Below are 10,355 nucleotides of genomic sequence, written 5' to 3'. Positions count from 1 at the left end.
GGCCGGGCCGGTGCCGGAAGCGGCGGCGCCCGAACTGCCCGCGCCCGTCGAGGCCCTGCCGGTCGGCAATGCCGGCCTGGTGCTCGCGGCCCCGTACCTGCCGCGCCTGTTCATGATGCTGGGCCTGGCCGACGAGCGCGCCTTCACCGGCCCCGTGGCCGCCGAGCGCGCGGTGCTGCTGCTGCAGCTGCTGGCCACCGGCGAGGCCGCGGCGCCCGAACCGGCGCTGGTGCTGAACAAGCTGCTGTGCGGGCTGGACCTGGCCCTGCCGGTGGCGCGCGGATTCGAACCGAGCGAGGCCGAACGCACGGCCGTCGACGGCCTGCTGGCCGCGATGATCCAGCACTGGAAGGTGCTGGGCGGCACCTCGATCGCCGGCCTGCGCGAGACCTTCGTGCAGCGCGACGGCCGGCTGCAGCGCAGCGCCGAGGCCTGGCAGCTGCAGGTCGAGCCGCGGCCGTTCGACATGCTGATCGACCAGCTGCCGTGGGGCTACGCGACGATCCGCCATCCCTGGATGCAACAGGTGCTGCATGTCGACTGGCGCTGACACCAACGCCCGCGAGCTCGAACGCGAGCTGGCCTGGCTGGAGCGCGTGCTGCAGGCGCGCATCGGCCTGCATTTCGGGCAGGCCGGCGACCCCGCGGCGCTGCAGGAGATCGACGCCCCCGACCTGGCGGTGGACGGCGGCGACTACGCCCGCCTGGTGCACGAGGCCGGCCTCGGCGGCGACGAGCGCCTGGTGCTCGCGCTGGCGCTCGCGCCGCACCTGCGCCCGCAGCTGCTCGACATGCTGTTCGTGCGCAACCGCAACCTCGATCGCGGCTTCAGCGAGTTCGGCGGCTGGAAGGGCCGTTCGCACGGCGGCTTCCTGCCGACCTGCGAGACCGCGGCCTTCATGCTGGCCGGCGAACAGCTGGCGCGCCGCTTCGCGCTGCACCGCCTGCTCGACGACGACCAGCCGCTGCGCCGCCACGGCCTGCTGCGGCTGCAGCACGACGGGCCGGGCGAGCCGTGGCTCAGCGCCGCGCTGCACGTCGGCAACGACGTGCTGGAGCGGTTGATCACCGGCGAGGCGCGCAAGCCCGACTTCGGCGCCGGCTTTCCGGCGCGGCGCATCAGCACGCGCCTCGGCTGGGACGACCTGGTGCTCGACGCCGACGTGATGGAGGAGGTGCAGGGCATCGCCGCCTGGTACCGCCACGGCGCCCGGCTGCTGCGCGACTGGCAGCTCGACAAGGCGCTGAAGCCCGGCTACCGCAGCCTGTTCTTCGGCCCGCCCGGCACCGGCAAGACGCTGACGGCCACGCTGCTCGGCCAGGCGGTGCAGGCCGACGTCTACCGCATCGACCTGTCGATGGTGGTGTCCAAGTACATCGGCGAGACCGAGAAGAACCTGGCCCAGGTGTTCGACCAGGCGCAGAACCGGCGCTGGATCCTGTTCTTCGACGAGGCCGATGCGCTGTTCGGCAAACGCACCGCGACCTCCAGCTCGAACGACCGTTACGCGAACCAGGAGGTGTCGTACCTGCTGCAGCGCGTCGAAGACTTCCCGGGCACGGTGATCCTCGCGACCAACCTGAAGGCCAACATCGACGATGCCTTTGCGCGGCGCTTCCAGTCGCTGGTGCAGTTTCCGATGCCGGATGCCGAGCAGCGGCTGCGGCTGTGGGAGGGCATGGTGCGGCACACCGGGCGGCTGGCGGCCGACGTCGACCTGGCGGGGCTGGCCGAGCGGCACGAGCTGTCGGGCGGCGCGATCGCCAACGTCGTGCGCTTCGGTGCGCTCGGCGCGCTGCAGGCCGGTCGCGAGCGCATCGAAGCCACGGACCTGCGCAAGGGCATCGCGAAGGAACTGCGCAAGGAAGGGCGCACGGTGTGACGGCCATGGATGACAGCCGCTTTGCCCCGTCCCGCTGCGCGCGCTGCGTGCGGCTGCGCATCGCGCTCGCGGGGGCGCTGCTGGTGCTGGTGGCCGGCCTGTCGCTGCGTGCCGCGTCGGCCCCGGCGGCCTCGGAGCCCGCCGCGGTGCAGCCGGCCGCATCCGCGGTCGACCTGCGCCTGGTCTACAAGACCGTGACCCTGCCGTCCGGCCGCCGCGGCGTGCCGTACGGGCCGCACCTGGTGGTGAAGGGCGGCACGCCGCCGTACCGCTTCACGCTCGACGGCAAGCTGCCGCCGGGCCTGGTGCTGGGCGAGGACGGCCGGCTCGGCGGCCTGCCGGCCGAGACCGGCAGCTACCGCTTCGTGCTCGGCGTGCAGGACGCCTCGGTGCCGGCGATGGACGAGCGGCAGGCCTACGTGTTGTACGTGAACGCGCCGGCGAGCCGCGCGGCCCCATCTGCCTCGGCGGCCTCGGCAGCCCCTTCGGCCGCACCGGCCGCCGCCCTCACGACGCTGACCGCGGCCGACGTCGACCTCAGCGCCAACGTCCACGTCGGCCTGCCCGCGAGCTACAAGCTGACGCCCGCGGACCAGGCCAAGCTGCTGGGCGACCCGGCCGCGGCGCCCGCGGCAGCGCTGCAGCCGCCGCCGGCCGACAGTGCGCCGCTGGCGCTGGCCGCGGCCGCCGAGCCGGTGGCGCTCGAGCCGACGGTCGAGCAGCTCGGCGCCATCCTGAAGCCGCTGACCGACGTCGAATACCCGACCCAGGCCTTGTTCGTCAACGCGCTGGAGCAGGGGCGCTGCGCCTACTACCGCGTGCACGTGAAGGAGACCGCGCTGAAGAAGGGCCTGGCGTTCGACGAGCGCTGCCCGCCCGAGGCACCGCCCGCGACGGCGCGCAAGCCGGGCCGCGGCGGTGTCTCGCTGCGCCAGTTCTACGACGCGCTGCTGCCGCCGGCGACGCGCGACGACGTGGTCAAGGCGGCCGAGAAGCGGCACCCGTTCGGCGACGCGAAGCCGCTGCGGCTGAACGGCGGCGGTTGCGGGTGCACGCCGCAGCACACCGACAACGAGGTGATGGGCTTCGTGCCGTACTGGCTGGCCATCGAGGCGCCGCTGCCGGTGGATTTCAGCCTGTTCACGCGCCTGGCCTACATGGGCGTGGTGCTGGGCGACAGCGGCGACTGGGTGCTGCCGCCGGGCTGGGATGGCCGTGCCGGCGGCTTTGCGCGCGAGGCGCGGCGGCACGGCACGCGCGTGGACCTGGTGCTGTACCGGCGCGACTGGGCCTCGCTGCTGGCCAGGCCGCAAGGCGCCGTCGATGCCGTGGCCCGCAGCGCGGCGCGCAACGCGGTGCTGCTGGCCGACACGCGCCAGCACGACCTGCAATCGCACCTGGACGGGCTGCTGCTGCCGGCCTGGCGCGAATCGCCCTACGTGTACGACGGCATGACCGTCTTCTTCGAGGATTCGCCGACCGAGGGGCCGCAGCAGCAGGCGTTTGCGCGCTTCCTGATGACGTTCCTGGAGCGGCTCGTGAAGGAGATGCAGGAGACCCGCCGCGCCTACCAGGTGAACATCGTCGTGCCCGGGCACCTGCTGGGCGACACCGGGGCCTACAACTTCAAGGACCTGATGCGCGTGCTGGAGACGGCCGAACCGCCGCGCAGCAGCAAGGGCGTGGAGAAGTCCGCCAAGGAGGGGCACTACAGCGGCGAGACCGACCTGACCATCGACTTCCTGGTGCTGCTGAGCGAGCCCACCGGGGCGGACACGATGGCGCTGCGCGCGCGCATCGACGCGACGCCCCACCTGGACGGCCACCGCCGCATCGCCTTCCTCGAAAGCGTGGTGCCGGTGGAATTCCACCAGCGCGGCGACAAGCCGGTGCCGCTGCCGCCGCAGGAGAGCGCCCAGCTCGACCACGACTTGGCCTACATCAAGTGGACCTATGGCGGCGTCGCGCTGTGGCCGCTGCCGACCGTGGGCATGGGCAGCGGCGAATCGGTGCATGGTTTGCTGGCGCACAACTACGGCGCCCCGGACGCGGCGCTGGACCGGCTGTGCGACTTCGCGTGCCCGAACCGGCTGCCGCTGCGCCTGCTGCTCGAGGCGCTGGTGCTGGCCGAGCTGGCCGGCATCGGCCTGTACGCGTGGAACTGCAGGGTGCGCCGGCTCGGCACGCGCTACCTGCTGATGGTGTGGGGCGGGGCGCTGCTGACGCTGGCGGCGGCCTTCGTCGTGTTCAGCTGCGACCCGGCGCTGCAGCACTGGCGCGAGCAGAACTACCTGCTGTACGGCCTGATCCTGGTGCTGCTGGCGGTGGGCGGCTACGTGACGTTCAAACCGAGGGTGGAGTTGCCATGACATCGAAACTGCATGCTGAACGCGAAGGGGCTCGAATCACGCACGACGACGCTTCGGCGCCGCATCCTGCCAACGACGCCTGGCACGACAGCCCGCGCATGACGGCGCAACGGGTGCAGATCGAGACGATGTTCGGACCAGCGGCGCAGCGGCAGGCGATCGATGAAGAAGAGCCGGTGCAGGCCCGGGCCGACGAGGGCCGGGGCGGCCTGCCGGGCGGGCTGCGCACGGGCATGGAGGCGCTGTCGGGCGTGGACCTGTCCGACGTGCAGGTGCACCGCAACTCCGACCGGCCGGCGCAGCTGAATGCCCTGGCCTATGCGCAGGGCAGCGACATCCACCTCGCGCCGGGCCAGGAGCAGCACCTGCCGCACGAGGCGTGGCACGTGGTGCAACAAAAGCAAGGCCGCGTGGCGGCCACGGCGCAACTGGCAGGAACGAACATCAACGACGATGAAGAGTTGGAAAGAGAGGCCGACGCCATGGGCGAGAAGGCCAGCTCGGCCGCACCGGTCACCCAGGCCCGTGCGATGCGCACGGCGGCACCCGGCGGCCCGGGTGCATGGACCTTCCAGTTGCGCAGGGCCAAGACGGGGGTCAAGTCGAACGTGGCGGGACTGATCTACAAGAATCATGCGAAAGGCGACCCGCCCTTCAAACCGCAGCACGGCAACTTCGGTCCGGTGTCATGGTTCTCCGGCACCGGCAACCCCTACGTCGGCGGCCAGGCCCGCCAGTACGACGTCATGATCGACGTGGACTTGGGGGGCGAACCGAACCGGTTGCACAACACATGGTTCACCAACAAGCTGACGCAGTGGGATCCGTCGAAGACATTGAGATACGACAAAGGCCAGCATGCGGCTTTCTGGAAGTACCTCGGCAGCACCCTCGACGGGCAGGGACTGGCCGAGGTCTACATACCGGTGGGAACCATGAACAGGCAGGGCGCGGGGACATTCGTCACCGCCGACGCGAGTGCCCGAAGCGGCGTGGCGCTGCACGATCCCGGCAAGCTGGCCACGGACCTCGGAATCGTCTCGACGGGGCGCATCGACCAGGCCGTCGCGGCCGGTGCCCGGGGCAAGGGCAGCTCCTTCGACTTCACGACCATCGTCTTTCACAAGGGGGAAACGGAGGTTGCCATGTCGGAGACCATCGAGTGGGCGCAGCGCGACATCGGCCCCTTGATTCCGGGAAGCAGCAACGTGGAGTTCGAATTCAGCGCCACCGATGCAAGCCACCTGTTTGCGTCGGAGGACATGGACGGCTTCAAGGCCTACAAGATTGCCATCACCGTGACCTACCCCGACTATCTTTCGGCGCGGCGGGACGCGAAGTCCCTGGCCGACGCGATGCGAAACCTGAAGGGCTACTACGACTGCCAGATCATCAAGGGGACGAACTGGAAGGACACCGCCATCCGTGGCTACAACGAGAGCTACTGAAGGGCGGCGTGCCGATCTAGAGGAAACCCAGCCGCGTCGCGGCCCCGAAATTCGCCAGGTTGGGCAGCACCGTGCGCAACTGCGAATCGCTGGCGCCGAACCAGCCGAGCATCGTGGCCGCGTACTGGTCCACCGACGAGGTCGGGATCCAGCGGCCCTGCTGCTCCCAGGTGTCCACGCCGACGTCGTTCGGCCCGCCCAGCGTCAGGTTGGGGTAGCTGCCGTAGCCGCGCCCGCCCTTGACCGCGCCGCCGATCACGAGGTGGTTGTTGCCCCAGGCGTGGTCGGTGCCCATGCTGTTGTTGGGCACGAAGGTGCGGCCGAAATCGCTCTGCGTGAAGGACGTCACCGCCTCGCCCAGGCCCAGCGCCTTCATCGCACGGTAGAAGGCGCCCAGCGCATCGCCCAGTTCCTTCAACAGCTGCGCGTGCTGGCCATCGGCCGGGCTGCCGTCGACGGCCTGGTTGCCGTGCGTGTCGAAGGCGCTCATCTGCGCGAAGAAGATCTGCCGGTTGCCCTGCACCGTGGCATTGCCGGCCACCAGCTTGGCGATCTGGTACAGCTGGCGGCCGAGGCCGGTGCCGATCCTGCCGCCGGCGATCAGCGGTGCGAACGCGGTGTCGATGGCGGCCGACGCACCGGCACCGCCGGGCACGATCTTCACCAGGCCCGACAGGCGGTCGGAGACGCTGAAGGCATCGCGCTGGATGGCCGTGTAGGCGTTGGCCAGCGCCAGTTCCTGCTGCTCGCGGTACATCGCGTCGATGGCCGCCTTGCGCTCGGCCTTCCACTCGACCTTCAGGTCCTCGGGCTGCATCTCGTAGGCGCCGAAGGTGTCGCCCGGCGTGTTGGGCAGCACCAGCGGCGTGTGCGTGCGCGAGATGCCGAAGCGCGGCGTGCCGCTGAGCGAGATCACCGGGTTCACGGTGGCCAGCGCGTCCGACGCGCGGCCGCCCCAGCCGGTGGGTTCCAGCGAATCGCCGGTGCCGTTCTCCCACAGGTACTGCTGGTCGGAGTGCGAGTACAGCGAATCGGGCAGCACGCCGACGCTGGACGACGCGGCGCGGAACTCGGCCTTCGTCAGCGGCTTGATCAGCGGGCCGACGTTGAACACCGGCGCCACGTGGCCGTCGTCGGCCGCCGCCTGCAGCCCGGCCAGCGCCGGGTGCAGCCCGTAGGTCATGCCGGTCAGCGGCACGAGGCGGTTGGCCGGGATCGCGAGCTTGCCGCGCACGCCGGCGTACTGGTTGTAGCGCGCCGCATCGGTCGGCACCACGGTGTTCAGGCCGTCGTTACCGCCGTACAGGAAGATGCACAGCAGCGCCTTGTAGTCGGCGGCGTACGCGGGTTTGGCACCCAGCAGCAGGTTGCCGAGCGTGCCCACGCCCAGCGCGCCGGCCAGGCCCAGGCCCGAACGAGCGAGCCAGCGGCGACGGTTCATCAGGATCATCGGGTCGGTCATGTCGGACGCTCTTATCGTTGGATCTGGTAGTCGGGGGAGGCGTGGACCAGGTAGGCCGCCCGCTTGACGCGGCTGGTCTTCCAGTTGTTGCCGTCGTTGGCCTGCGTCCAGCGCTCGACCGCCTTCACGACCGAGGCGCGGGGCGTCGCCGGCAGCAGCCGGCCGAGCGCCACCATCGAGAGGCGGTCGACCAGCGCGCCGGCGTTGTCGGCCGAATCGGTGAAGGACGCCAGGTTGACCTTGGTGCCGGTGGCGCCGGGGATCGTCGCGTCCGCGCCGACGCCGCCCCAGTCGATCAGGTACAGCAGGTAGTTCATGCGTGCGAGCGCGGTGTTGGCGTTGTGGATGCCGAAGGCCGGGCCGACCAGGCCGCCGGTACCGGCCACCGGGTAGTCGGGCGGGTAGTCGCTGAAGATCGACGGCGGGTTGAAGACCCGCTGCTGCAGGTTGCCGCCCCAGTTCCAGTTGAAGGGTTCGCCATCGGTGTTGCCGTTCAACCCGCGCAGCACGCCGGTGAACATCAGCACCGGCTCGCGCAGCTTGCCGCCCTGGGCGGGCACCGTGTCGCCGCGCGCCTCGGCATCGAGCAGCACGGCCGCGACCGTGGCCGCCAGGTCGCCGCGCACACCGCTGCCGAAGCTGGCATAGCGGCCGTTGTTGAAGGCGGTGGCGACGCGCGTCACGTAGGCCGGCGACGGGTTGCTGCTGACCAGGTGCTGGATCAGCTGCCGGGCGATGAACGGCGCGATGTTGGGATGCGACATCACGCTGTCGAGCACCGATTCCAGCGCCGCCGGCGCCTTGTGCCCCGCGGCCAGCTTGACGTTGGAGAGCAGGCTGCGCGCCTGCGTGTCGTGGTACTTGTCGATTGGCACCATGTCGCCGTTGTAGTAGCGGCAGTTGGCACCCGACGGCCAGCAGCCGTTCGGATGCGCGCCGGCCGGCGGGTAGGTCCAGCCGGTCAGCGCATAGGCATAGGCGCGCACCGTCTCGTTGTTGTAGGTGGGCTGGCATTTGCCGCCCTTCAGGCTGCCGTCCAGGTTCAGCTCGCAGGTGCCGATGCTGAACAGCTGCAGCAGCTCGCGCGCGTAGTTCTCGTTCGGCGCGCCCTTGTCGTTGTTGGCGTTGTTCAGGAAGTCGCCCATCAGCGGCGACAGCGTGATCTTCTTCAGCATGTCGCGGTAGTTGCCGAAGGCGCCGTCTAGCATCGCGTTGTAGTAGTTGCGAAAGCCGTAGGTGCCCAGCACCTCGGCGTTGTTGAGCGGGAAGAGCTGCTGGAACGCGAAGCCCACGCGCTGGCGCAGCTGGTCGGGCTGGTTCACCGCGTTGCGGTAGAAGTCCCACATCAGCGGATCGGTCGAGATGTAGTCGCGGAAGCAGTTCGGCTCCATCGCCGGCGTGCAGAAGTCGGGGCGGTCGACGTACTGGTGGTACTCGCCGCTGCCCTTGCCGCTGGTGTAGCGCGAGGTCTTCAGCGCCAGCTGCTCGGTGACCCAGGCGGTCGCACCCTTGGCCTTGATGCTGGCGACCAGCGCTTCGGTCGGGCCGAAGGTGACTGGTCGGCCAGGCGCACGGCGTCGCGGGCGGACATCGGGCCGGGGGCCGGGGCGGGCGAGGGCGCCGGTGCAGGAGCCGGGCTGGGGGCCGGGCTTGGGGAAGGACTGGGCGAGGGTGAAGGCGCGGGGCTCGGCGCCGGGCTGGGAGCGGGTGCAGGGGCCGGCGCATCCGGGTTGCCGCCGATCGGGCCGGTTTGTGTGGAATCGTTTCCATCTTCCTTRCCGCCGCAGGCCGCGAGCACGGAACCGAACAGCAGGGCGACCGCGATGTGGCGACGTATCGGCGCAGCGTGCAGCCGGGTGAATGAAAAGTCGATGGACATGGAAACGTCCTGTGGCAAGAGTGGCAGTTCGGGTTCGTCGAACGCTTCGCTCTTCACCAGCCCGACAGCTTTGGGCCTGTGTTCGCGACAACGTGTGTTGACGCGGAACACAGCAGGATCGATGCCCGATGCTGTTACGGGATGTGCAGCGCCACCGGCTGCTTCTCCCTCTTGTCGGCCTTCTTGCGCATGCGGATGTTCAGCACTTCCACGCCCAGCGAGAACGCCATCGCGAAGTACACGTAGCCCTTCGGGATCTTCTGGTCGAAGCCCTCGGCGATCAGCACCACGCCGACGACGACCAGGAAGGCCAACGCCAGCATCTTGATCGTCGGATGCTCCGACACGAAGCGCCCGATCGCGCCGGCGAACACCATCATCAGGCCGACCGACAGCATCACGGCGGCGATCATCACCTCGATGCGGTCCACCATGCCGACGGCGGTGATGATCGAGTCGAGCGAGAACACCATGTCGACGACCAGGATCTGCACGACCACCGCCGCGAAGGTCGCCTTGGCTGTCGACGACGCAGGGCCGGTTCCGCCTTCGAGCGACTGGTGGATCTCGCCGGTGCTCTTGTAGAGCAGGAACAGCCCACCCGCGATCAGGATCAGGTCGCGCCCGGAGATCGCCTGCCCCGCGACCGTGAACAGCGGTGCCACCAGGCCGACGATCCACGACAGCACGAGCAGCAGCCCGATGCGCATGAACATCGCCATGAACAGGCCGATCCGCCGCGCGCGCTCGCGCTGGGCGGGCGGCAGCTTGTCGACCAGGATCGAGATGAAGACGATGTTGTCGATGCCCAGCACGAGCTCGAGCGCGGTGAGGGTCGCCAGGGCGATCCACACCTGGGGGTCGGAGAGAAGTTCGAGCATGGCGGGGCAGTCGTTTCGTCAATCGAAGATGTCGCTCAGCCAGGACTTCTTGCGCTGGTGTCCTTGGCCGTAGGGTGCGTGGGAACGGTGGTGGTCCGAGTCGGCGAACTCGGGGCGGCGCGTGCGGCTGTCGACGGGTGCCGCCGACCGCTCGATCAGCTTGTCGAGTTCACCGCGGTCGAGCCACACGCCGCGGCAGCTCGGGCAGTAGTCGATCTCGACGCCTTGCCGGTCGGACATCACCAGCGTCGCGTCGGGGCAGTGCGGGCACTTCATGCCTCACTCCTCCCGGCCCGACGTCAGGCCGAGCAGCGCCAGCAGCGACTGGAACACGTTGTAGATGCTCAGGTAGACGCCCAGCGTGGCGGTGATGTAGTTGGTCTCCAGCCCGTCCTGCACGCGCTTCAGGTCGTACAGGATGAAGGCCGAGAAG

At 69.8% G+C, this 10,355-nt stretch carries 9 protein-coding genes; 4 read left to right on the top strand and 5 right to left on the bottom strand.

Annotation, left to right across the window (positions count from 1 at the left end; all coding sequences use genetic code 11):
• The 4 genes from AC1DYN_RS29970 to AC1DYN_RS29955 all read left to right on the top strand — a co-directional run.
• Window positions 1-550 (top strand): contractile injection system tape measure protein (locus AC1DYN_RS29970; RefSeq protein ID WP_477966004.1); only part of this gene is annotated, 550 nt, incomplete at its 5' end.
• Window positions 534-1,883 (top strand): ATP-binding protein, encoded by a 1,350-nt coding sequence (locus tag AC1DYN_RS29965; protein ID WP_477966002.1) that lies wholly within the window; start codon window positions 534-536, stop codon window positions 1,881-1,883. The genes AC1DYN_RS29970 and AC1DYN_RS29965, both read left to right, overlap by 17 nt.
• Before the next feature lie 5 nt (window positions 1,884-1,888).
• Window positions 1,889-4,252 carry a hypothetical protein gene (locus AC1DYN_RS29960; protein WP_477966000.1) on the top strand — a complete coding sequence of 788 codons (2,364 nt, stop codon included), beginning with the start codon at window positions 1,889-1,891 and terminating at the stop codon, window positions 4,250-4,252.
• A complete protein-coding gene (locus tag AC1DYN_RS29955; protein WP_477965998.1) occupies window positions 4,249-5,700 on the top strand; it encodes an eCIS core domain-containing protein in 1,452 nt (483 codons plus the stop codon). Before AC1DYN_RS29960 ends, AC1DYN_RS29955 begins: the two co-directional genes overlap by 4 nt.
• 16 nt (window positions 5,701-5,716) lie before the next feature.
• On the opposite strand, the gene AC1DYN_RS29950 is transcribed toward AC1DYN_RS29955, so the two are convergent.
• From AC1DYN_RS29950 to AC1DYN_RS29930, 5 genes are all read right to left on the bottom strand, one after another.
• Window positions 5,717-7,162, bottom strand: coding sequence for a DUF1501 domain-containing protein (locus tag AC1DYN_RS29950; RefSeq protein ID WP_477965996.1), 1,446 nt, complete (start codon window positions 7,160-7,162; stop codon window positions 5,717-5,719).
• An 11-nt stretch (window positions 7,163-7,173) separates the two neighbouring features.
• Window positions 7,174-9,132, bottom strand: a complete 1,959-nt coding sequence (locus AC1DYN_RS29945; RefSeq protein ID WP_477965994.1) for a DUF1800 domain-containing protein — start codon at window positions 9,130-9,132, stop codon at window positions 7,174-7,176.
• 43 nt (window positions 9,133-9,175) lie between these two features.
• Entirely contained in the window at window positions 9,176-9,922 is a 747-nt protein-coding gene (locus AC1DYN_RS29940; protein ID WP_477965992.1) for a TerC family protein, read from the bottom strand.
• A gap of 18 nt (window positions 9,923-9,940) precedes the next feature.
• Entirely contained in the window at window positions 9,941-10,198 is a 258-nt protein-coding gene (locus tag AC1DYN_RS29935) for a TFIIB-type zinc ribbon-containing protein (protein WP_477965990.1), read from the bottom strand.
• A gap of 3 nt (window positions 10,199-10,201) precedes the next feature.
• A partial coding sequence (locus tag AC1DYN_RS29930) for a Bax inhibitor-1 family protein (protein ID WP_490363528.1) occupies window positions 10,202-10,355 on the bottom strand: 154 nt, incomplete at its 5' end.

The organism is Rhizobacter sp. P2_D12, assembly GCF_056404395.1.
This window is presented reverse-complemented; position numbering and strand designations above follow the sequence as displayed.

Coding starts and splice junctions, on each gene's coding strand:
- AC1DYN_RS29960 (WP_477966000.1), top strand. CDS start 1,889: ATGGATGACAGCCGCTTTGCCCCGTCCCGCTGCGCGCGCTGCGTGCGG.
- AC1DYN_RS29965 (WP_477966002.1), top strand. CDS start 534: ATGTCGACTGGCGCTGACACCAACGCCCGCGAGCTCGAACGCGAGCTG.
- AC1DYN_RS29950 (WP_477965996.1), bottom strand. CDS start 7,162: ATGACCGACCCGATGATCCTGATGAACCGTCGCCGCTGGCTCGCTCGT.
- AC1DYN_RS29955 (WP_477965998.1), top strand. CDS start 4,249: ATGACATCGAAACTGCATGCTGAACGCGAAGGGGCTCGAATCACGCAC.
- AC1DYN_RS29940 (WP_477965992.1), bottom strand. CDS start 9,922: ATGCTCGAACTTCTCTCCGACCCCCAGGTGTGGATCGCCCTGGCGACC.
- AC1DYN_RS29935 (WP_477965990.1), bottom strand. CDS start 10,198: ATGAAGTGCCCGCACTGCCCCGACGCGACGCTGGTGATGTCCGACCGG.